This window comes from Tractidigestivibacter montrealensis (genome assembly GCF_024741235.1).
Classification (GTDB): Bacteria; Actinomycetota; Coriobacteriia; order Coriobacteriales; family Atopobiaceae; genus Tractidigestivibacter; species Tractidigestivibacter montrealensis.
In genome coordinates, this window is record NZ_JANSKA010000001.1 from 206,422 (window position 1) to 228,583 (window position 22,162).

The following is a 22,162-nucleotide window of genomic DNA, read 5'->3' on the forward strand; positions in this document are numbered from 1 at the left end:
GCGGCAGCGCACGATGCCCAAAGACACACTCCGTACGAGAACCCCGCAATAGCTCGCCCTCTGGCGCCGGATTGACGCCAGAGGGCGAGTTGCCGTAAAAGCCGTAAAGTACCCTGCAACCTAGCCGCAGCGCCTATGCCTCTCTCGGCATCTTCCACGCGTGCTGGTTGGTGTGGAGCAGCTCCTCCGCGCGCTCGGAGAGCGGCGCACCCAGGTAGTCGCGGTAGACCGCCTGGATCGCAGGGTTCTCGTGGCTGCGGCGCAGCTTGGCCACGCGGTCAAGGCCCCACAGGACGTCGCCGCGGACGCCCGCGAGCTCCTCGCCATCGTGGATAGGCAGACCGCCGCCGCCAGAGCAGCCTCCCGGGCACGCCATGATCTCGACAAAGTCGTAGGAGACCTCGCCGGCCTCGAGCGCGTTGAGCAGCCGGTTGGCGTTGCCCAGCCCGCTCGCCACAGCCACGCGAAGGGTGGTGCCAGCAATGTCGAAGCTGGCCTCCTTCCAGCCGTCGAGGCCGCGCACGTCCTTGAACGCGTCGGCGTCGCAGTTCTCGCCCGTGACCAGGTAGTATGCCGAGCGCAGCGCAGCCTCCATGACGCCGCCAGTAGCGCCAAAGATCACGCCGGCACCCGTTGCCGTGCCAAGTGGCTGGTCAAAGTCCGTCTCGGCAAGCGAGAAGACGTCGATGTGCTCGGCGCGGATCATGCGGTCCACCTCGCGCACCGTGAGCGACACATCCACGTCGGGGTCACCGCAGGCGTCGTTCAGCACGGGAATGTCGACCTCGGCCTTCTTGGCCAGGCAGGGCATGATCTCCACACAGAAGATGCGGTGCGGGTCGACGCCCAGAAGCTCGGCGTAGTAGCTCTTGGCTATGGCGCCAAACATCTGGCCGGGCGACTTTGAGGTGGAGAGTTGGTCGGTGAAGCGGGGGTGGCGCGCCTTGCAGTAGCGCACCCAGCCGGGGCAGCAGCTCGTGAACATGGGGAACTTGACGCCCTCGGGGTGCTTCAGGTGCTCCACCAGCTCGGAGCCCTCCTCCATGATGGTGAGGTCAGCCGAGAAGTCCGTGTCAAACACGTAGTCGAAGCCCATCCCCTTGAGCGCGGTAACCAGGCGCTGCGCGGTGGCCTTCTCGCGCGGCAGGCCGAAGGGCTCTCCCCAGGCGGTGCGCACGGCGGGCGCCACCTGCACCACCACAATCTTCTCGGGGTCCGCCAGGGCGTCGAAGACGCGGTCGGTGTCGTCGCGCTCGCGGAGCGCCCCAGTGGGGCAGTGGGTGATGCACTGGCCGCAGAGGGCGCAGTCGGAGTCCTCGATCAAGCCGCCGCCGCGAACGCCCACGCAGGTGTGGCTCGAGCGGTTGGTGAGGTCCCAGATGCCCTCGGCTTGGACCTTCTCGCACACCTGGATACAGCGCAGGCAGTTGATGCACTTGTCGTTGTTGCGGATGAGCGGGAAGTCCTGGTTCCAGGGCTGGTGCGGGAGGTGCTTGGTGTAGGGAAGGCTCGTGATGCCAAGGTCGTTGGCAACCGTCTGCAGCGTGCAGTTGCCGGAGCGCACGCAGCTCGTGCACTCGGAGTCGTGCTGCGAGAGGAGAAACTCCACGTTGGCCTTGCGAGCCATGCGCACCTTGGGGCTGTTGGTGCGCACCACCATGCCGTCGAGCACGGTGTTGTTGCAGGCCGCCACCAGCTGGTCGATGCCCTCGATCTCGACCACACACGCCCTGCACGCACCGATCTCGTTGATGTCGCGCAGGAAGCACAAGGTTGGGATGTTGATGTTCACGGACCTGGCCGCATCCAGGATGGATGTGTGCTCCGGGACCGTGACCTGCTTGCCGTCGATAGTAAGGGTTACCACTGCTCGATCCTCCCCCCGCGGAACGCACCAAAGCCAAAGTGATCGCACCTCAGGCACCTCGACGCCTCCTGGTGGGCCTCTTCCTCGGTGAGCCCGTTCTCGATGAGGTCAAAGTCGCGCTTGCGATCCTCGGCCTCGCGCAGCGTCATCTCGCACCTGGCGCAGCTCGTCTTGCCCTTGAACTGCACGGGCGGCAGGTCCACGTCGAGCATGACCTGGTGGTTGAAGCCCAGGTAGTTGTCGATGTTGCCCGCGGCGACCTTGCCTGCGTTGACGGCGCGGATAACCGTGGCGGGACCACTCTGGCAGTCGCCGCCCGAGAAGACGCCCTCCATGCCGGGCACGGCGGAGTCCTCCCCCACGTCAATGCGCCCGCGCTTGCAGGGCACGCCCTGCTCCTCGAAGGGCCCGGACTCGATGGCCTGGCCAATGGCAACCACCACGCGCTCGCAGGGGATGACCTCCTCGGGGGCGTCCGCCTCCCGCGGGGCAAAGCGACCGCGAGAAAGGCCGCCAATAATCTGGCGCTGCACGCGCAGGCCAGTGACGTAGCCGTCCTGAGACTCGATGGCGATGGGCGCGTGGAGCTCGAGGAGCTCGCAGCCCTCGGCCTTGGCGCCTGCGATCTCCTCGTCCTGGGCCGTCATGTCGGCGACGCGGCGGCGGTAAACGATGGTGACCTTCTTGGCGCCCAGGCGAATGGCGGAGCGTGCCACGTCCATGGCCACGTTGCCGCCGCCAATCACGCAGACGCGCTCGTGCGAGAAGTCCGGGCGGACCTCGTCACCCAGGGCACGCAGCATCTCGACGGCGGAGAGCACGCCCACCGAGTCCTCCCCCGGAAGTCCCAGCTTGCGGTCGAGGTGGGCACCGATGGCCAGGTAAACGGAATCATAGTCTTTGCGCAGCGCAGCGAGGTCCTCGACCTTGGTGTCGCACTTCACCTGGATGCCGCAGTCGAGAATCCACTGGATCTCGGCGTCGAGGCGCTCGTGGGGCAGACGGTAGTTTGGGATGCCATAACGCAGCATGCCGCCCAGCTTGTGGCGCGCCTCATAGATGGTGACGTCGTGGCCCATGACCGAGAGATAGTACGCGCACGAAAGGCCCGCGGGGCCACCGCCCACCACGGCAACGCGCTTGCCGGTCTTCTCGGCCATGTTGGGACGGTAGTCCGTCTCCATGTGGTCGACGGCATAACGCTTGAGGCCGCGGATGTTCATGGGGTCGTCGACCATGCCGCGGCGACAGTTCATCTCGCAGGGGTGCTCGCAGACATAGCCGCAGACCAGGGGCAACGGGTTGTCCTTGCGAATGAGACGGACAGCGTCCGTGTAGCGGCGCGCCTCCACCAGGCTGATGTAGCCAGGGATGTCCACGCCCGCCGGGCAGCCGGAGACGCAGGGCACGAGCTGGCTCTGCGTGAAGCCGCAGGCGTGCTTTTGGACGTGGTGCTCGAAGTCGTCGCGGAAGCCGCGAATAGCGGTAAGCGCCATGTCGCCGGCCTCGTAGCCAATGGCGCAGTCAGCCGAGAGGTAGATTGTGCGCGCCGTGCGCTCGATGAGGTCGAGCGTGTGCTCGTCCGCGCGGTTCTCCAGGACGTCGTTCAAAAGGTCCGAGAGAGCGCGCAGGCCAACGCGGCAGGGCGTGCACTTGCCGCAGCTCTGCGTGGCGCACATGTTGACGTAAGCCGCGGTGAACTCCACCGGGCAGGGAGCGAGCGAGCTAACCGCAAGGCGCCTGCCAAGCGCCTCGTGCAGGCTGTCCATGACGGCCTGGGCCTCGCTACGCTGCATCACATGAAGCCTAGCCATAAGGTCCTCTCCTTGTCTTGGTCGTCCGGCCTGGGTCCCCACCCAGGCGGGCGCATAACGTTTCAAGTTTCCCGGCTGACGGAGCCACGCCAACCGTCAATCCGCGAACGGTAGGAAGAGAGTGGCGGACGCTCGCGCCCACCCCTCTGAATGGTGTTTTCTTGTCGCCATGCGGATGTTTTGCACATACCAGTGACAAGAGAAACGCAGGCTCCCTTACACCCGCGCCAGGGCCTGCTCCACATCGGCCACAAGGTCGTCGGTTCCCTCGATGCCGCAGTTCATACGCACCATCGCGGGAGAGATACCGGCTGCCACCAGCTCCTCGTTGGTCATCTGGCGATGCGTCGAGGACGCCGGGTGCAAACAGCAGCTTCGCGCGTCGGCCACGTGCGTCTCGATCGCAAAGACGCGCAGCCCCGCCATGAAGCGCTCCGCTGCCTCGCGACCGCCGGCAACCTCGAAGCTCACCACGCCGCAGCTTCCGTTGGGCAGGTACTTCTCGGCAAGCTTGTGGTACGGGTCTCCCGGAAGGTCCGGATAGCGCACCGACGCCACCTTGTCACTTGTGGAGAGAAACTCGGCTACGGCGCGGGCGTTCTTGCAGTGCTGCGGCACGCGCACGTGCAGGCTCTCGAGGCCAAGGTTCAGATAGAAGGCGTTCTGCGGGCTCTGGATGCTGCCAAAGTCGCGCATGAGCTGCGACGTTGCCTTGGTGATGTAGGCGCCGGCCTGGCCGAACTTCTCGGCGTAGACAATGCCGTGGTAGGACTCGTCGGGCGTCGTGAGGCCGGGGAAGCGCTCCGCGTTGGCCATCCAGTCGAACTTGCCAGAGTCCACGATGGCGCCGCCCACGCACGCGCCGTGGCCGTCCATGTACTTGGTGGTGGAGTGGGTCACGATGTCGGCGCCCCACTCGATGGGACGGCAGTTGATGGGCGTGGGGAAGGTGTTGTCCACGATGAGGGGCACGCCGTGGGCATGGGCCGCCGCGGCGAACTTCTCGATGTCGAGAACCGCCAGCGCCGGGTTGGCGATGGTCTCGCCAAAGACGCACTTGGTGTTGGGGCGGAACGCGGCGTCTAGCTCCTCCGGCGTGCAGTTGGGGTCAACGAAGGTGCACTCGATGCCCATCTTGCCCAGCGTGTGGGCAAGGAGGTTGAAGGTGCCTCCGTAGATGGCGGAGCTTGCCACCACGTGGCCGCCGGCCTCGCAGATGTTGAAGACGGCAAAGAAATTGGCCGCCTGGCCGGAGCTGGTGAGCATGGCTGCCGTTCCGCCCTCGAGCGAGGCGATCTTGGCGGCCACGTGGTCGTTCGTGGGGTTCTGGAGACGCGTGTAGAAGTAGCCCGTGTCCTCCAGGTCGAAGAGGCGCCCCATGGCATCGGAGGTGTCGTACTTGAAGGTGGTGGACTGGACGATGGGCACCTGGCGCGGCTCGCCGTTACCCGGCGTGTAGCCCGCCTGCACACAGCGGGTCTCGATGCTCTGTTCGCTCATGAGAACTCCTTTCTGCCGTGCGCGCGAGGGTCGCCCGCGCTCACACCATCTCTTCTGGATGAAACACCTCGTCGAAGCGCTCCGGGGTGAGAAAACCCAGCTCAATGCAGGCATCGCGCAAGCTCGTGCCCTCGTCAAAGGCCTTGTGGGCAACCTTTGCCGCGTTCTCGTAGCCAATGTAGGGGTTAAGGCAGGTCACCAGCATGAGGGAGCGGTGGAGGTTCTCGTCCATGCGCTCTCGGATGGGCTCGATGCCGGTTACGCAGCGCTCGTCGAAGGAGCGGATGGCATCCGCCAAGAGCCGCGTGGACCGCAGGAAGTTGTAGGCGATGACCGGCATGAACACGTTGAGCTCGAAGTTGCCCTGGCTGGCGGCAAAGCCAATGGTGGCATCGTTGCCCATGACCTCAACCGCAACCATGGTCACGGCCTCGCACTGGGTGGGATTGACCTTGCCGGGCATGATGGAGCTGCCCGGCTCGTTGGCAGGGATGCGAATCTCGCCCAGGCCGCAGCGCGGTCCAGACGCCAGCCAGCGCACGTCGTTGGCGATCTTCATCATGTTAGCGGCCAGCGTGCGCACCGCGCCGTGTGCAAACGCGACCGCGTCCTTGCCGGAGAGAGCCGCAAACTTGTTGGGCGCCGAGACAAACGGCATGCCCGTGAGGCTGGCAACCTGCGCGGCGACGGCCGTGTCGAAGCCCTCTGGCGCGTTGAGGCCGGTGCCCACGGCGGTGCCGCCGAGCGCCAAGCGGTAGAGCCCCGGAAGTGTTGCCTCGAGCTGCTCGCGCGAGTCCTCCAGCAGGCCGCGCCAGCCAGAGACCTCCTGCGAGAAGGCAATGGGCACGGCGTCCTGCAGGTGCGTGCGCCCGCACTTCACGATGCCGGCGCTTCTCTCCTCAAGCTGTCGCAGCGTTGCCACGAGCTGGTCGATTGCGGGGAGAAGGTCCTGCGTGATGGCCGTGGCGGCCGCGATGTGCAGGGCCGTGGGGAAGGTGTCGTTGGAGCTCTGGCTCATGTTCACGGTGTCGTTGGGGTGCAGGCGCCGCTCGCCGGCAAGGGCATTGCCGCGGTTGGCGATGACCTCGTTGACGTTCATGTTGGACTGCGTGCCCGACCCCGTCTGCCACACCACCAGCGGGAACTGCCCGTCAAGCTTGCCAGCAAGGATCTCGTCCGCCACCTGGGCAATAAGCCCGGCGTCCTTCTCGTCCATGCGGCCAAGCGATGCGTTTGCCAGCGCGGCGGCCTTCTTGAGCACTGCAAACGCACGGATGATCTCTTTGGGCATACGCTCGGCGCCTATGGGGAAGTTCTCGTGGCTTCGCTGGGTCTGGGCGCCCCAGAGAGCATCCGCGGGGACAAGGACCTCCCCCATCGAGTCGTGCTCGCGGCGATACTCCATGCGCTGCGTCTCCTATTCCACAGGGGTTTCGGTCGTGGCGTCCTCGGTGGGGGCGGTGCTCTCGACCTCAGCGGCGTCCGCGGCAGGCGCCTCCTCGGACAGCGCACCCTCCTCCGCGGCCTCGTCGCTTGCCTCGCGACGCTTCATGCCCGAGACAATCGCCGAGACGACCTCGCTCTGGTCGCGCCCGGCAACACCAAGGTCTGCGCGCACGCCGCGGAAGCGCGGGCTGTGGCGAAACTCGTCTGCCAGCGTCGCGTTGGTGCGCGCGTTGCAGAGCGCACCCAGGTCGCGCTGAATCTCGTCCATGTACTGGCTCATCTGCGCGCGCTCGTCGCCCAGCACCACGCCCAGGCGGTTAGCCACGTAGTGCAGCTCCTTCGCGTCGCGACGGGCGTCGTAGACCGCATTGGCACTAGAGAGGTCAAGGCCAAAGAGCGCCTGGTCAAGGGCATCGAGCTCCTCGTCAAAGCGAGACCTGAGGTCCTCCTCGCTAAGGCCGCGCGCAAGCACGGACTTCTTCCAGCGAAAGCTCGAGAGCTCCTCCACCAGCGCGTCGAGCTTCTTGACGAGGCTCTTCTTGCGCACCAGCTCCATGAACGAGCTCCGCTCGAGCTTGCGCTCGTGGGCGCACGCAACGGGAAGCAGGCTGTTCTCGCCCAGCTCGCCTGCCTCGACAAGGTCGTCGACCGTCTGGGAGAAGATGTCTATCCCACGCAGGCGCGCGGTGGCGTCAAGCAGGTTTCGCAGGATCTTGTCGGCACGCTCGGCCTGCTTCTTGGACTCCCAGGGGGAGAGGAACGAGACAAGCGAGCGGAGCCTACGGACGGCCATGCGAAAGTCACAGAGGGCGTCAGTGTCATCGGGGTTGCTGAAGAAGCGCTCGGCGCTGGCCGCAAGCTCACCGGCAGATGCGGTGACCTCGCCCTCGATGGAGACGAGCGACCCCCAAACGCTGGGCTTGGGGCCATCCACAAACCAGAGAAGCGACGCGGGTGCCGGGGTGGCCACCTCGCCCTCCGCCGCAGCTTCGGGCTGCGGCAGCTCGAGCGCCAGCGCGGCACCCTTGTTCAGTCTGATGGTCATGCCCAACAGGCGCGACGCGATGGCATCAAGCGAGGGCACATGGCCAACAATGACCACGGTGTCCTCGGACGTGGTGGAAATCTGCGCGAAAATGGCGTCCACGTTCTGGTCGTAGAGGGTCTGGTCAACCTCAATGCCATCCACGCCCAGCACGTTTGCGACCACCTGCGCCGTCTGCATGGCCCGAATTGCCGGGCTTGACCACACGTTCACGTCGTCATAGTCCTCGAGCAGAGAGAACGTGCGCGGATACGCAATCTCTAGGGCGTGCCTGCCATCTGGAGTGAGCTCGCGGTATAGATCCGACGAGTCATCCGGTGCCTTCTCGGCCTTACCATGCCGCACGAGAACAAGGGTCCTGACCATGAGACAACCTCCGCAAACGCAACGCTTACCCCTACCTGAGCCCCAACGCACAGAAGCGAGCTCTGCCCGCATGAGGTTTTAGCATAGCAGGACGCCGTGACAACGGCGTTAACTGCGAGGTTCGGTGGTCGACCAGCTTTGGTGGACGAGGTTACGTCCTCCTGGCGCGCAGCGCACAAATGGATAGCATAACGATGGTTCTGCATTCATCAGATTGGAAAACCGCACGAAACGCAGTTTTGCTACCATAAAGCTGCAACCTTGAGCAATAAATTGAGGGGAGCGGTCAGATGAATCGGGAAACGGTAACCGCGCACAGCAAGAATCTTGGCAAGGACATGAGCGTCCGCGTCTATGGTGAGTCCGGATGGCCCATCGTCGCTTTTCCCATCCAGGATGCGATGAGCGACTCCTACGAGCAGTTCGGCATGGTCGACGCCATGAAGGACTACATCGAGGGCGGCAAGGTCCAGCTCTTTGTCCTCGACTCCGTCGACGCCGAGGGTTGGTCCGACCGCGGCGGTGACAACGTGCTGCGCGTCAAGGTGATTGAGGCGTTCTACAACTACGTATGCGAGGAGGTCGTCCCCTTCGTTCACGAGCGCAACGGCTCTGACCTGCGCCCGCTCACGATGGGCTGCTCGCTTGGCGCAACGCACGCCCTTGTCGCCTTCCTGCGCCGCCCGGACCTCTTCCAGGGCGTCATCGCGCTCTCCGGCGGATACGACGCGCAGTTCTTCTTTGGCGACTGGATGAACACCACCCTGTACTTCAACTCCCCCGTTCACTTCCTGCCCAACACCCCGCACGACCACCCCTACATCGACCTCTACAACAGGCGCGAGATCGCCCTGTGCTGCGGCCAGGGCGCTTGGGAGGAAGAGGGCCTGCGCACCGAGCACATCGTGGACGACGCCTTCCGTGCGCTGGGCGTGAACGCCTGGTGCGACTACTGGGGAACCGACGTGGACCACGACTGGCCCTGGTGGCAGAAGCAGGTCCAGTACTTCCTCCCCTACGTGTTGGACGAGGCCGAGAAGTACCACGCCGAGGAGGTTGCCGAGACCGCAAAGAACGCGCCGGCCAAGCCCGTGACCGCCAAGAAGCCCGCGGGAACCAAGGCCACGCGCACGTCTCGCGCGAAGGCACCTGCTGCGAAGAAGGCCACGCCTGCAGCAAAGGCCGCACCTGCGGCAAAGGCGGCTCCCGCGGCAAAGGCCGCACCTGCGGCAAAGTCCGCGCCTGCGGCAAAGGCAGCTCCCGCGGCAAAGGCCAAGGCCGCAGCCAAGGCCGCAGCCAAGGCCGAGCCCGCACCCAAGGCCGCAGCCAAGGCCGAGCCCGCACCCAAGGCCGCACCCAAGGCCGAGCCCGCAGCCAAGCCCGCACCCAAGGCCGCACCGGTAGCCAAGCCTGCGTCCAAGGCTGAACCCGCCAAGAAGCCGGCGGCCGCCGAGAAGCCCGCTGCAAAGCCCGCCACGGCCCCCAAGGCACCTGCAAAGAAGGTCGCGCCCGCAAAGCCCGCTGCAAAGAAGACGAAGCGCACCCGCAAGTCGACCCGCTAGTCCCACAACCATCGCACGCAATAAAGGCGAGGCAGGAATTTCTCCTGCCTCGCCTTTCTCGTATGCCTCGTTGTTCTCGCCCCTGGCCCCAACGACCGTACATGGAGCTCTCCCCGCAGAGAATAGCTCCATTTCTTAAACCGATTACGGCGACCTGCGGAAACGCGGCGGGCGTTTAAGAAAAGGAGCTATTCTCTGCAAAATGGCCTGTGGCACGCGGTCATCTCGTACGGGATTGCCGCGGCAACGGCCCCTCCGGCTTTGCAGGGTGCCCACGGCGTCCTAGTGCGCCGAGCTCCACATGCAGTAGCGCTCGAAGTCCGCGCTGGACCCCACCTGCCGCGTGTTCACTCGCACCGTAAGGCTCCCGTCCGCCGGAACCGCGCACGTCACCGTTGCGTCGCTGCTCCAGTCGCGCAGCACGCCCGTCACGTTACCGCCCGCGTCGCACAGGCAGAACTGATACTCCACCTGCACGTTCGTTCCCGTGTACGGCGTAGCGCAAAGCGTCGCCATCCCATCCTCGACGCTTCCGTCAAGCGTCACCGCCGAGATGTAGTCGATTGACGCCAGGTACTCGGACCAGTCGTCATACGAGTAGGACAGCCCCGAGACGTCCTCGCCAGCATCAGGGCGCCCCAGGTAATCCGCAAGCTTTGCCGAGAAGCCCTCCGCGCCGGTGGCATTAAGGTGCTCGCCATCGGCAAAGTCCTCTGCCGTCGGCGCGTAATAGCTGGCCTTGAGGAGGTTCGCGTCGAGATACACGCCACCCCCGGACTCGACCGCGTCGCGCATCCGCGCCATCTGCTCCGGGTACTTCTCGCCGTAGCACAGCACGTTGAAGGCAGGCCGCGGCGTGGCCACCACCACAAGCTGCACGTCGTTCTCGCGGCAGAGGTCGACGATCTTCTGGAGCGTCGCCATGTTCGCATCGGTGAAGTCGGCAATCCCATGCTGGGTGGGAGACATTGCCTCCCTGGCCTTGCTCGTATCCAGCTGGTAGCTGTAGTTGCCGTACCCCTTGCCTACGTAGGTCCAGGCAGAGTCGCGGACCTCCGCCGCCTCGATGGTGGTTGTTCCGTCAAGGCGCATGCGCACGTTGTCCGCAATCGACCCAACCCCGCCCTTCACGTGCGCAAGGGTCCAAGGGAAGAGAACCTCCAGGAACTTCGTTGTGGAGGGGAATCCAGGCATCGTGAGCAGCCAGGCGTAGTCCCCAATCGCCTTGGGCAGCGACTCGTGGGCAGCCTTTGCCTGAACAAAGGTGACGGTGCCCTTGTCCCAGGGGTCAAGCGACATGGTCTCGTAGTCCACTCCCATGATCACCCGGCGAACATGGTGGCTGGAGATCGCCTCGCTCACAGACAGGTAGGTGTTCTCGATCGGCTGGGCCGGCGTCGCGAGCGAGAAGGTGCTCGTGCCCAGCGCACCGTCAAGCACGTTGGGATCGATGCAGCGCTGGCCAGTCGATGATCCAACGATCACGGTGTCGATGTCCTGATTGGCTGCCGCAGCGTACTCGGACCACACGACTTCGCTCGTGGAGCCAAAGGGAAAGAGCGCGTAGACGAGAAGCACGTCCAGGCCAACCACAATGCCAAAGATGACCAGGGTCTCAACGACGCGGCGCAGCACGCTCCGCGGCCGCTTGGGGGTGCCATTATCCGCCCTTCTCGATGTCACTAGATGCCTCCTCCGGCACGTACAGACAGCACAGGCAACAGTCGTCAGCGCAGCTAGTGTGGCAGCTCCTGCACGCAGTAGCGCTCGTAGTCCGAAGCCGAGCCCACCTGCCGCGCGCAGACCATAACCGTACCGTGCGACCCACGGGGCACGTCGCAGCTGTCCGAGCTGCTCCAGTCCTGGAGGACCGTCGTGCCGCCATCCTTGTCAACCAACAGGAACCGGTACTCCACCTGGACGTCTGTGCCGGTGTAGGTCTGCGCTGTGACCGTCGCGGAGCCTCCCCCGTCCACGTCGAGGCGCGACACCACGGCAGAGATCTGGTGAATCGAGGCCAGGTACTGGTCCCAGTTGTCATAGGAGTACGAGAGGGTCCCCACGTCCTGCCCCGCGTCAAGAGCCTGGAGCACCCCTGCGAACGCCTGCGAGAAGCGCGTGGCGCCGTCGCGGTTGAGGTGCTCGCCATCGCCAAAGTCGGCGTCCTGAGGGCTGTACGTCTCGGCATGCAGCAGGTTGGCGTCCACAAAGGTGGCGCCTTCCTGCTCCGTCACCTGCTGCAGGAGCGCCATCTGCTCCGGATACTTCTCGCCGTAGACAAGCACGTTGAACGCCGGGCGCGGCGTCACCACCACAACGAGCTGCACGCCGTGCTCGCGGCAGAGCCGGGCGATGGAGGCCACCTGGTCAAGGCAGGTCTCCTTGAAGTCGTCCAGACCATGGATGGCAACAGAGGTGTCCTTTCTCGCCAGGGAGTAGTCGATGACGTTATCGTAGTTGCCGTAGCCGTTGCCATAGTAGGTCCAGCCGCCGTTCACGACCGCCGCCGCCTCTAGCGTGCTGTCACCGCTCAGGCGCTCGCGCACGTTTGCCACAACGCTTCCGGGGTCGAGCTTCACGTGGTTGTAGCCCCACGGGAAGAGCGCGCACAGCGAGTCCGCCCGCCCAAAGAAGGCGGGGCTCACAAGCAGCTTCCAGTAGTCTGCCACGGCCTGGGAAAGCGACTCGCCGTCCATCTTGGCGCGGGCGAAGGCAACATGCGAGCCTGCCCAGTTTTCGTTCGAGAGGGACTCGTAGTCCACGCCCAGAATCACGCGACGCACGTGGTGGTCCTCGATGGCCTGCTTTGCCGCCGTGTAGGAGTCGTCGAGCGGCTGAGCGGGCGTGGCCATTGAGAAGGTGGTTGTGCCCAGCGTCGCGTCCAAGACGGCAGGGTCAAAGGCGCGCTGCGCCGTGGAGGAGCCCACCACAACGGTGTCGATGCTCTCCCCTGCCGCCGCGCGGTACTCGCTCCACATGACGCTCGAGAGCGACCCGTACTGCTCGAGGGCAAACGAGCAGAGCGCGTCTACCGCAACGATAACGGCAAGCACGACGAGCGTCTCCACGACCTTCCTGCGCCAGCTGCGAGGAGCGGCGTCACGCGTTTCCCCGCCGGAGCGCCTCCCCCTAGAAGTTGGCATACATGAACCCCCCGGCAGCGTTCTGGGTGAGGAAGCTCGTGATGACGATGAGGCCAAGGACTGCAGAGTAGAACAGGCCGCGCACCACGCAGTTCCATCTCAGGATGTGCCCATCGACGTCCACGTCATTCTCCTGCAGGAGGCTCACGACAAAGACGAAGGCGCAGGCCACTGCCGTGAAGACCATGAACTTAAGGTCAGAGTCCCGCACGCCCACCTGCGCAAGCCACAGGAAGAACTGCTGGGGCGCAAAGTTGGTGAGGGTGTTGCGCAGGCAGAGCAGGCTGTCGCCGAAGTCGTAGATGCGGTCGAAGTACCAGCCCACGTTGACCACCAGGAAGGTGCGCGCGACGCAGAGGACGCGGTGGGCGCGCGAGCCCGTGTCCACGCGCAGGGCGGCGTTCGCGCGGCGGAAGGCCGGGGCCAGCAGGTCCGCCAGCGCGATCACGACGCCGTTGTAGAGGCCCCAGGCGACGTAGTGGGGCTCCGCCCCGTGCCAGAGGCCGACGATCAGGAACACGAGGAGGTTGGCCACGCAGGCGGGCAGGGTCCGGCCCAGGTGCTCGCCCAGGCGGGAGGCCCTGGCGCCGAGCGCACGCATGGGGCGCGAGACCGCGAACGGGAAGAACACGTAGTCGCGCATCCAGGTGCCCAGGGTGATGTGCCAGCGGCGCCAGAAGTCGGCGAGGGAGACCGAGAAGTACGGGCGGCGGAAGTTCTCGGCCATGTCCACGCCGAAGAGCGAGGAGGCGGCCTCCACCATGTCTATGCCGCCGGAGAAGTCGCCGTACTGCTGGGCCGAGTAGAGCAGGATGCCGAAGACCACCACGCTGCCGGGGATATCGGGCGTCACGTTGGAGAAGATCTTGTCGATGGTGCCAACGAGCATGTTGGCAATCGCGTACTTCTTGAGCGCGCCGTAACCAAAGCGCAAGAGCGACCGCCGGACGGGCACGCCCTTGGCGGAGTGTCCCTCAAGCAGCTGGGGACCAAGGTCGGCGTACCTGTTGATGGGCCCCTGGATGACCTGCGGGAACCAGGACACGAAGAGCAGGTGCTTGAGGAAGTTCCCCTGCGGCTCGAAGCGGCCGTTGTAGGCGTCCACCACGTAGGAGACGGACTGGAAGGTGTAGAAGGAGATGCCCAGGGGGAGCAGCAGCCCCAGGCTGGTCGGGGACGCCGCCAGCCCCACCTCGTAGAGCAGCACGTTCCAGTACTTGAGGTAGGCCAGTATCCCGAAGCATGCGAGGAGCGCGGCCACCAGCACCGCCCTGCGGCGCCTGGCCCAGGCGGCCTTCACGGCCCTCCTCGCGGCGCGGTCGGGCGCGGCGGCGCGCTCCTCCTTGCAGCGGGCGTCCATGCGCGCGAGCGCGAGGGGGGCCGCCCAGGTGACGGCGGCGCAGGCAAGCATGTAGGCAAGCGTCTGCCACCTTCCCACCAGGCAGTAGAAGGCCAGGCTCGCGGCGAGCAGGACCAGCCACTGCACGCGAGAACAAATGCGGCCTACCAGGTAGTAGGCCGCAAGCGACACCGCAAGGAACAGAACGAACGAAAGTGAGAGTAGATCCAAGAGTCGGCTCCTAGCCCTCCTCGTCCACCAGGCGCTTCACCATGTCGAGCATTGCCTGGGCGCTGTTGAAGTTGTCAGGGACAATGTCCTTGGCAGGCACCGAGACGTCAAACTCGTCGTTGATGGAGCTAATAATGGAGAGGATGTCGAAGGAATCCAGCACGCGGTCGTCCACAAGCGTGGTGCAGTTCTCGTAGTCGACGTTACCCTTGACATCCTCAAGCAGCTCAATCATGTGGTCGAGCGTCAAATCGTCATCCATGGCTACCTCCAAAATGTCCAGCACATTTCGTCGATTTCGATAAGAGACTATCGCAGTATGCACGCGCGTAATGCCTAGCAGCAGTTGTTCTGCCAAGTCTCCATGGGCTCGCGCACAACGCGCACCCCGCGGCCATCGCGCAGGGCAACAGCGGGCATGGTCCTGCTCAGGAACAGGTAGATGCCCTCGGTCACCGAGTACGCGCCAATGTTCTCGAAGGCGAGAAGGTCGCCCACCCGCAGGTCTGCGAAGGGCGCCTTGCGCACAAGCACGTCAGCCGTGGTGCAGAGGCTCCCGCAGAGCGCCCAGTCACGGGCCTCGCCCGCCGCCTCCCCAGACCGCACGCGCTCGTCGTGCGAGAGGTTGCGGATCCGCGGCTCCTTCATGCCCATCATCTGGCCAAAGTAGGTCACGTGGTTCATGCCGCCATCGATGAAGGCGTAGCTCGTGTCCTCGTTGTCCTTCTCGTCCACCACGCGCGCCAGGTAGTAGCCGCACTCGGTTGCCAGGAAGCGGCCCATCTCAACCTGCAGCTCCACGCGGTCGGCCATGGCTGCAAGCCCGGGCGCAATGTCGCGTGCGGGGGCAAGCGTGTCCGAGAAGTCCTGGCCCTCGAAGAGCGGCACCGCGAGGCCGGGGCCGTACTCCAGGCGCTGCGCGCGCCATCCGTGGTCGCGGCGCAGCTCGTCGATGAGCTCGGCGAGCATGGCCAGCTCCCGCTGCTGCCACTTGAGCTTGGCGCGCTGGGTGCCCACAAAGTAGTGGATGCCCACCAGCTCGCAGCCGGCAAGCTCGTCTCGGTGGTCAACGGCGTGGACGAGGTCCTCTCGGCTCATGCCAAACTGGCTGCCACCGTTCAGGCGCAGGAGCGTGGGCACGCGCACGCCGGCAGCGGCGGCCTCGGCGTCCACCAGGGCCAGCTGCCCCAGCGACTCGGCCGTGAAGGTGCCCGCGCCAAAGCGCAGGGCCTCGCGCACGTCCTTGGCCTGCTTGCACACGCCGGAGTAGACGATGCGCGCGGGGTCCACGCCGTCGCGCTCGCAGATGGCCAGCTCGCCGGGGCTACAGACCTCAAGCGCGTAGCCATGCGCCAAGGCCGTGGGAACCAGGAAGGGGTTTGCCTTAATCGAGTAGCAGAGGTCGACCTTGGGCCCCCAGATCTCTCGCACGGCGTCCAGGCGAGCGCCAAAGGTCTGCGTATCGAAGACGTAGGTTGGCGTGCCCAGCTCGGTTGCGCAGGCGAGAAGCTCCTCGTTGGTCATGACTACCTCCCCATTCCGTCGAGCGCCTTGCGGTCGATCTTGCCGTTCTTGGTGAGCGGCATCTGGTCCACGCGGCGCACATGGTTGGGCTCCATGTAGGGCGGAAGCACCGCCGCAAGGGCGTCTGCCAGGCCCTTCTCGTCGATGGTGCCCACGTAGTAGAGGCGGATGCGCTTACGGCGCTGGTCGTAGGTGCAGCAGGCGCGATCCACGCCGTCCGTGGCCTGCGCGGCCGCCTCGATGTCTCCCAGCTCGATGCGCTGGCCCATGTGCTTGATCTGGAAGTCCTTGCGCGACGAGTACACCAGGTTGCCATCCTGGTCGTACGTCGCCAGGTCTCCGGTGCGGTAGATGGGCTCGAGCCAGCGGCCATTGAGCGGGTTCTGCGTGAACGCCGCGGCGGTGCGCTCGGGGTCTCCCAGGTAGCCCAGCCCCAGCGCCGTGCCCGAGACGCAGACCTCGCCCTCCACGCCCGGGGCCGTGACCTCCTGGTTGTTCTCGTCCAGAAGAAAGACGCGCTCGTTGGGGAAGGCCTTACCCATGGGGATGACCTCGTGCTTGCCAAACTCGCGATCAACCACGTAATACGTGCAGTTGCAGGTAATCTCGGTGGGGCCATAGAGGTTCACGTAGGTGGCGTCTGGCAGGTAGCGGCGCCACACGGCCAGCTGCTTGGGCGGCATGACCTCGCCCGAGAAGAGCACGCGGCGCACCGTTGTGGGCACGCGGTAGTCGAAGCCGTTCATGATCGAGACGAAGCACATGGCCGAGACCGCCCAGATGAGGGTTGTGACCTGGGAGTCCGCCAGGTAGTCCATGAGCTTGGTGGGCTGCGTGAAGTACTCGCGCGGCACTAGCTGCAGCCGGGCGCCGCAGCGCAGTGCCGAATAGATGTCCTTCACCGAGACGTCAAAGTCGAAGGGCGCCTGGTTGGCAATCACGTCGCTCTCACCAATGCCAAAGAGCTGGTCAAAGGTGGGAATGAAGTCGATGACCGAGCGGTGCGAGACAACCACGCCCTTGGGCGTGCCCGTGCTGCCGCTCGTGAAGTTCACGTAGAGCGGGTCCACGTCCAGCGCCTGGGCGCGCCTGCGTGCTAGAAGCTCCTCGTCCACGGGACCGTCCACGATGTCCTCGATGCGCGCGATCTTGATACCCGTGGCGCCGAGAAGCTCCTGGGCGCGCGCGGCGTTCGCGGCGTCGGTGAGCACGCAGGAGGGAGCAAGCGCGTCGACGATGGCGTGGACGCGGCCCTCCGGCTGACGGATGTCGATCACCGAGTAGAACCCGCCCGCATAGACGGCGCCCAGCATGCAGGCAAGCGCACCGCAGCTCTTCTCGAGGAAGAGCGCCACCGCCTGGCGGGGCTGGGTGCGCGCCGCAAGCCACGTGCCGGCTGCCTGGGCCTCTCGGCGCAGCTCGCCGTAGGTGAGGCTCGAGTATGGGTCCGCCACGGCAACGCGCTCCGGCGTCGCCACGGCCGTGGCCTCGAGCCACTCGATTACGTTTCTCATGTCCGCTTCCTTCCCTGAGCCAGGAAACCTAGCCCGAAATGTCCTGCATGCAGTAGCGCTCGTAGCCCACGGTCGTGCCCGCCCGGCGCACGCAGACCTCCACCTGTGACGAGCCCTCGGAGATCTTGTCTTGCGGGATGGTACAGCTGTCGGAGCTGCTCCAGTCCTGGATGACCGTCGTGCTGCCATCCTCTGCCACAAGCGAGAAGCGATACTCCACCGGCACGTTGGACCCGGTGTAGGCAATGGCCTCGACAACGGTGTCGTTGTCCTCCTGATACGTTGTCGAGATGACCGCCGAGATATCGTCTATTGAGGCCAGATACTGGTCCCACTGGTCGTAGGAGTACGTGAGGTCCGAGGTAGAGCCGCCCGCGTCCAGCACCTGGAGCGCGCCCGCGAACGCCTGCGAGAAGCGCGTGGCACCGTCGTGGTTGAGGTGCTCGCCGTCGTAGAAGTCTTCGTCGCGCGGCTCGTACCAGCCGCCCTTGGCAAGGTTGGCGTCGAGGAAGGTGCCGCCGGCCTGCTCGACCACCTGCTGGAGGCGCGACATCTGCTCGGGGTACTTCTCGCCGTAGACAAGCACGTTGAACGCCGGACGTGGCGTCACCACAACCACGAGCTGCACGCCGTGCTCGCGGCAGAGGTCGCAGATGTTCTGGATCCAGTCGAGGCCCTGCTGGTCAAAGTCAGCCGGTCCATCCTCCGTCACCGAAAGGTGGTCGCGCGCCGTTGAGTAGTCGAGCACGCCGTCGTAGTTGCCGTAGCCGTTGCCATAGTAGGTCCAGCCGTCCATGACGCGCTCTGCCGCCTGGACGGGCGCAGTGCCGCTCACGCGGTCGTTGAAGTTGGTCGCGATGTGCTCGGCGTCAAGCTCCACGTGATTGTAGCCCCACGGGAAGAGCGCACAGATGGAGTCTGCCCCATCGAAGAACGAGGAGCTGGTGAGGAGCTGCCAGTAGTCGGCCACGGCCTGCGGGAATGACTCCCCCGCCATCTTGGCGCGGGCAAAGGCCACGTGCGAGCCCGGCCACTTGACCGTGGAGATGGACTCGTAGTCAAGGGCGAGAACCACGCGCTTTACGTGGTGGTCCTCGATGGCCTGCTTTGCCGCCGTGTAGGAGTCGTCGAGCTCCTGCGCGGGGGTGGCCATGTTGAACGTGGTGGTGCCCAGGGTTGCGTCGAGGATCGAAGGGTCGAAGGAGCGCTGGCCGGTCGACGAGCCTACAATCACGGTGTCGATGCTCTCGCCTGCCGCCGCGCGGTACTCGTCCCACATCACGTTTGCCAGCGAGCTGTAGAGCTCGAAGCCCAGGGTGATAAGGACGTTTGCGCCGATGATGAGCGCAATTATGACAACGACCTCGAGCGCGCGTTGCCAGCCGTGGCGCGGTGCGCGGGGTCTGTGGGCAGCGGGGGAGCCAGTGGGCGCGGTGACTTTGGGCTTCTCGGCCGTGCTGACCTTCTCGCTAGAAGTTGGCATACATGAACCCCCCGGCGACGTTCTGGGTGAGGAAGCTCGTGATGACAATGAGGCCAAGGACGAGGAAGTAGAGGGCGGCTCGCGCCACGCAGTTCCAGCCAAGGATGCGCTCGGACACGTCCACGCCGCGCTCCTGCGCGAGGCTCACCACAAAGACGATGAGGCAGGCAAACGCGGCAAATACCAGGAACTGCAGGTCGAGCATCGTGAGGCCGTCCTCGTTCAGCGTGACGAGAAACGCACCGGCGTCGAAGTTGGTGAACGTGTTGCGCAGGCAGAGCAGGCTGTCGCCGAAGTCGTAGATGCGGTCGAAGTACCAGCCCACGTTGACCACCAGGAAGGTGCGCGCGACGCAGAAGACGCGGTGCGCGCGGCCCTCCGTGTCCACGCGCAGGGCCTCGTTCGCGCGGCGGAAGGCCGGGGCGAGGAGGTCCGCCAGCGCGATCACGACGCCGTTGTAGAGGCCCCAGGCCACGTAGTGGGGCTCCGCCCCGTGCCAGAGGCCGACGATCAGGAACACGAGGAGGTTGGCCACGCAGGCGGGCAGGGTCCGGCCCAGGTGCTCGCCCAGGCGGGAGGCCCTGGCGCCGAGCGCGCGCATGGGGCGCGAGACCGCGAACGGGAAGAACACGTAGTCGCGCATCCAGGTGCCCAGGGTGATGTGCCAGCGGCGCCAGAAGTCGGCGAGGGAGACCGAGAAGTACGGGCGGCGGAAGTTCTCGGCCATGTCCACGCCGAAGAGCGAGGAGGCCGCCTCCACCATGTCTATGCCTCCGGAGAAGTCGCCGTACTGCTGCGCCGAGTAGAGCAGGATGCCGAAGACCACCACGCTGCCGGGGATGCCCGTGGTGACGTTTGAGAAGATGGCCTCGATGACCCCCACCAGCATGTTCGCGATGGCAATCTTCTTCAGGGCGCCATAGCAAAAGCGCAGGATGGCGCGGTCATAACGAACCGAGCGCGCCTCGTGGTACTCCAGGAGCTGCGGGGAGAGCTGCGCGTACCTGTTGATGGGCCCCTGGATGACCTGCGGGAACCAGGAGACGAAGAGCAGGTGCTTGAGGAAGTTCCCCTGCGGCTCGAAGCGGCCGTTGTAGGCGTCCACCACGTAGGAGACCGACTGGAAGGTGTAGAAGGAGATGCCCAGGGGCAGCAGCAGCCCCAGGCTGGTCGGGGACGCCGCCAGCCCCACCTCGTAGAGCAGCACGTTCCAGTACTTGAGGTAGGCCAGTATCCCGAAGCAGGCGAGGAGCGCGGCCACCAGCACCGCCCTGCGGCGCCCCGCCCAGGCGGCCTTCACGGCCCTGCGCGCCGCGCGGTCGGGGGCTGCGGCGCGCTCCTCCTTGCAGCGGGCGTCCATGCGCGCGAGCGCGAGGGGCGCCGCCCAGGTCACGGCGGCGCAGGCCAGCATGTAGGCGAGCGTCTGCCACCTGCCCACCAGGCAGTAGAAGGCCAGGCTCGCGGCGAGCAGGACGAGCCAGGCATACTTGCGCGCAAAGTGCCCCACCACATGGTAGGCAGCAAGAGATGCTGCAAGGAACAGCAGGAAATGCAGCGAGAACAGTTCCAAAATGCAGTCTCCCGGCTTTAGGTACTATTCGCACATGTACAGATGCGCTCACTGTATCTAACTCTCACAGCCTTGCAGGATATCCGACACAAGAAACACGAAACGCAGCCAGAATCCGTGCGATCGGGCTTCTCGCACATAGCCTAGGCCTTCCCCAATGACGCGTTGTGGCAGGGATTACGTGAAAAGGGGCTTCTCGGGCGCCATCTTTTTCCGGAGGAGCGTTTTACAGCATCCTCGTACGCACTCCCCGCAACTCTCAGATTATTGAGCGTTTTTCCGACAATCCTTTGTGTTTGGCCAGTTGTCACTTCGTAATGCCAGTATTTTCGTTCAATAATTGCCTGTCGAGAAGCCCGGAGGGAGCTCCGGGAAGCTCGAAAGAAGCTCTGGGAAACTCCAGGTGCGCCGCGAATATCCAGATGGCCTTATCATGAAGCCTTGGAAACACGAGCTCCAACCGCAATTCCACCAGCAGCAGGGAGGGCAACATGAACTTCGTCTTCATCTCGCCTCAGTTCCCCGAGACCTACTGGCTGTGGTGCGACCGCCTGCGTTCGTGTGGCGCCTCGGTCTACGGCATTGGCGACACCCCCGCGGAGGCAATCTCGTCGGAGCTGCATCGCGCGCTCGACGAGTACGTTCACGTTGACTCCCTTGAGAACTACGACCAGGTGTTTCGTGCCGTCGCGTATCTCTCCTGGAAGCACGGCCACATGGACTGGATCGAGTCGATGAACGAGCACTGGCTGCCACTCGACGCCCGGCTTCGCGACGACTTCCACGTCACCACCGGTGTCAGCCTGGCAACCATAGACGAGTGGCAGTCAAAGGCCCAGATGAAGCCGCTCTACGCAGCGGGAGGCGTGCCCACTGCCAGGCAGATTCGCGTGGGCTCGCTTGACGACGCCCGCCGCGCCGTGTGGGAGTGGGGCGGGTTTCCGGCCTTCGCCAAGCCTGAGTACGGCGTAGGTGCCGGCGGCGCCATGCGCATCGACAACGATGACCAGCTCGGAGACCTTGTCGGCCGCTGCTCGTGGCAGGGGGCAGCACCCTACGTGCTCGAGGAGTTTGTCCCCGCCAGCGGCATCGCCGCCTATGACGCGATCATCGACCCCTGGGGCAAGCCGGTCTTCGAGAACCAGGAGGAGTTCCCGCCGTCGATGTCCGACGTCGCGCGGCAGGGCCTTGACCTCTCGTACTACTGCTGCCCTGGCATCGATCCCCGTCTGCGCGACCTGGGCCATGCGGCGGTGCACGCCTTTGGGATTCGGGCACGCTTCGTCCACCTTGAGTTCTTCCGTCTCGCCGAGGACCGCGAGGGCCTGGGGCACGCGGGCGACTACGTTGGCCTTGAGGTCAACTGCCGCCCAGCCGGCGGCTACACGCCAGACATGATGAACTTTGCGCACTCCACCGACGTCTATCGCATCTGGGCCGAGATGGTGTGCTTTGGCGAGCGCCGCCTGCACGACGCGCACGACAACTGGTTCGCCGTGTACGCCAGCCGGCGAGACAACCATACCTACGCGCACAGCCATCGCGAGATTCTTGCGCGCTGGGGCGGAAGCATCATGATGGAGAGGCGCGTGCCTGGGGTTCTCTCGGATGACATGGGTAACCACATGTACGTTGCGCGCGTTCGCACCGAGGCGGAGCGCGAGGAGTTCATCGCTTATGTACAGAAGCGCGCGCCCGAGGGCTTCTCGGAGGCAAACGCTGGCGAGTACAACGATCACACAGAAGGGTAAGGCCACA

General features: G+C 65.1%; 15 protein-coding genes. 2 read left to right on the forward strand and 13 right to left on the reverse strand.

Features of this window, described 5'->3' with window-relative positions; all coding sequences use genetic code 11:
• Positions 1–133: 133 nt before the first annotated feature.
• The 5 genes from NVS32_RS00855 to NVS32_RS00875 all read right to left on the reverse strand — a co-directional run bounded on the left by NVS32_RS00855 (position 134) and on the right by NVS32_RS00875 (position 8,038).
• Positions 134–1,867 (reverse strand): [FeFe] hydrogenase, group A, encoded by a 1,734-nt coding sequence (locus NVS32_RS00855; RefSeq protein WP_258498356.1) that lies wholly within the window; start codon positions 1,865–1,867, stop codon positions 134–136.
• The gene (locus NVS32_RS00860; RefSeq protein ID WP_258498357.1) at positions 1,861–3,681 is read right to left on the reverse strand and encodes an NAD(P)-binding protein; all 1,821 of its coding nucleotides are present in this window, start codon (positions 3,679–3,681) and stop codon (positions 1,861–1,863) included. The genes NVS32_RS00855 and NVS32_RS00860 overlap by 7 nt, the downstream gene beginning before the upstream one ends.
• A 216-nt stretch (positions 3,682–3,897) precedes the next feature.
• Positions 3,898–5,181 (reverse strand): O-acetylhomoserine aminocarboxypropyltransferase/cysteine synthase family protein, encoded by a 1,284-nt coding sequence (locus NVS32_RS00865; RefSeq protein ID WP_258498358.1) that lies wholly within the window; start codon positions 5,179–5,181, stop codon positions 3,898–3,900.
• Positions 5,182–5,221: 40 nt separating this feature from the next.
• Complete coding sequence (gene fumC / locus NVS32_RS00870) at positions 5,222–6,586, reverse strand: class II fumarate hydratase (RefSeq protein ID WP_258498359.1); 1,365 nt, start codon at positions 6,584–6,586, stop codon at positions 5,222–5,224.
• A 12-nt stretch (positions 6,587–6,598) separates the two neighbouring features.
• Positions 6,599–8,038, reverse strand: coding sequence for a CHAD domain-containing protein (locus NVS32_RS00875; protein ID WP_032110306.1), 1,440 nt, complete (start codon positions 8,036–8,038; stop codon positions 6,599–6,601).
• A 290-nt stretch (positions 8,039–8,328) separates the two neighbouring features.
• On the opposite strand from NVS32_RS00875, the gene NVS32_RS00880 reads away from it, so the two are divergent.
• On the forward strand, positions 8,329–9,600 hold the full coding sequence (locus NVS32_RS00880) for an esterase family protein (RefSeq protein WP_258498360.1): 1,272 nt from the start codon (positions 8,329–8,331) through the stop codon (positions 9,598–9,600).
• Positions 9,601–9,882: 282 nt separating this feature from the next.
• Here the strand turns inward: NVS32_RS00880 and NVS32_RS00885 are convergent, their stop codons facing one another.
• From NVS32_RS00885 to NVS32_RS00920, 8 genes are all read right to left on the reverse strand, one after another.
• On the reverse strand, positions 9,883–11,283 hold the full coding sequence (locus tag NVS32_RS00885) for an SGNH/GDSL hydrolase family protein (RefSeq protein WP_147335497.1): 1,401 nt from the start codon (positions 11,281–11,283) through the stop codon (positions 9,883–9,885).
• A gap of 53 nt (positions 11,284–11,336) precedes the next feature.
• Complete coding sequence (locus NVS32_RS00890) at positions 11,337–12,743, reverse strand: SGNH/GDSL hydrolase family protein (RefSeq protein ID WP_258498361.1); 1,407 nt, start codon at positions 12,741–12,743, stop codon at positions 11,337–11,339.
• Positions 12,730–14,313 (reverse strand): MBOAT family O-acyltransferase, encoded by a 1,584-nt coding sequence (locus NVS32_RS00895; RefSeq protein ID WP_258498362.1) that lies wholly within the window; start codon positions 14,311–14,313, stop codon positions 12,730–12,732. Before NVS32_RS00895 ends, NVS32_RS00890 begins: the two co-directional genes overlap by 14 nt.
• A gap of 10 nt (positions 14,314–14,323) precedes the next feature.
• On the reverse strand, positions 14,324–14,575 hold the full coding sequence (locus NVS32_RS00900; RefSeq protein WP_059055019.1) for a hypothetical protein: 252 nt from the start codon (positions 14,573–14,575) through the stop codon (positions 14,324–14,326).
• Positions 14,576–14,649: 74 nt separating this feature from the next.
• Complete coding sequence (locus NVS32_RS00905) at positions 14,650–15,837, reverse strand: diaminopimelate decarboxylase family protein (RefSeq protein ID WP_117652400.1); 1,188 nt, start codon at positions 15,835–15,837, stop codon at positions 14,650–14,652.
• 2 nt (positions 15,838–15,839) lie between these two features.
• Complete coding sequence (locus NVS32_RS00910; protein ID WP_258498363.1) at positions 15,840–17,351, reverse strand: amino acid adenylation domain-containing protein; 1,512 nt, start codon at positions 17,349–17,351, stop codon at positions 15,840–15,842.
• A 28-nt stretch (positions 17,352–17,379) separates the two neighbouring features.
• The gene (locus NVS32_RS00915) at positions 17,380–18,834 is read right to left on the reverse strand and encodes an SGNH/GDSL hydrolase family protein (protein WP_258498364.1); all 1,455 of its coding nucleotides are present in this window, start codon (positions 18,832–18,834) and stop codon (positions 17,380–17,382) included.
• Positions 18,821–20,404 carry an MBOAT family O-acyltransferase gene (locus NVS32_RS00920; RefSeq protein ID WP_258498365.1) on the reverse strand — a complete coding sequence of 528 codons (1,584 nt, stop codon included), beginning with the start codon at positions 20,402–20,404 and terminating at the stop codon, positions 18,821–18,823. Before NVS32_RS00920 ends, NVS32_RS00915 begins: the two co-directional genes overlap by 14 nt.
• Positions 20,405–20,895: 491 nt before the next feature.
• Here NVS32_RS00920 and NVS32_RS00925 point away from each other — a divergent pair, with 491 nt between their 5' ends.
• Positions 20,896–22,155 (forward strand): ATP-grasp domain-containing protein, encoded by a 1,260-nt coding sequence (locus NVS32_RS00925; RefSeq protein ID WP_258498366.1) that lies wholly within the window; start codon positions 20,896–20,898, stop codon positions 22,153–22,155.
• The last annotated feature ends 7 nt before the right edge of the window (positions 22,156–22,162 follow it).